At 40.1% G+C, this 436-nt stretch carries 1 pseudogene; it reads right to left on the reverse strand.

The window, feature by feature from the left end:
* A pseudogene (locus tag AB4585_RS25350) lies at positions 1–436 on the reverse strand (LPS chain length-determining protein); the annotation flags it as partial.

The following is a 436-nucleotide window of genomic DNA, read 5'->3' on the forward strand; positions in this document are numbered from 1 at the left end:
TCGCAATATAGTCATTAAGAAGATTATAGCTATCCATCTGAGTCGTAGCTTGAAGGGAAATAATGTACTCATCTCTGCGGTTCTTCTCTGCAGGAGCGGCAGAGATCTTTTGATACCATTCACTGTAAAGGCGTCTTTGGGCAACTTGAGCATCAGCGCTCTCATCCGCATCTTCTCTCAATGCTTTTTTAAAGGCCAAAAAGGTTTCGTTATTATCAAAAAAACGTTTTTTGTTAGCTGTTGCATTGAATGAACGGATAAATTGAGCAAAGATTTTATCCGGTTCAACTAAGTCATCGAGTTCTTCACTTACTAGCACCGTGCCATCATCCTGATAGGTATCAAAGATAGGCTGAAAGGATTTTACTTGCTGACGATAAACTGCAAAATCATTAACCTGAGGTTCAACGATTCTCGCTTTAGAGCTCCACCATTC

Origin of the sequence: Vibrio sp. 10N.222.49.C9, from assembly GCF_041474985.1 — a bacterium.
Taxonomy (GTDB): domain Bacteria; phylum Pseudomonadota; class Gammaproteobacteria; order Enterobacterales; family Vibrionaceae; genus Vibrio; species Vibrio crassostreae_C.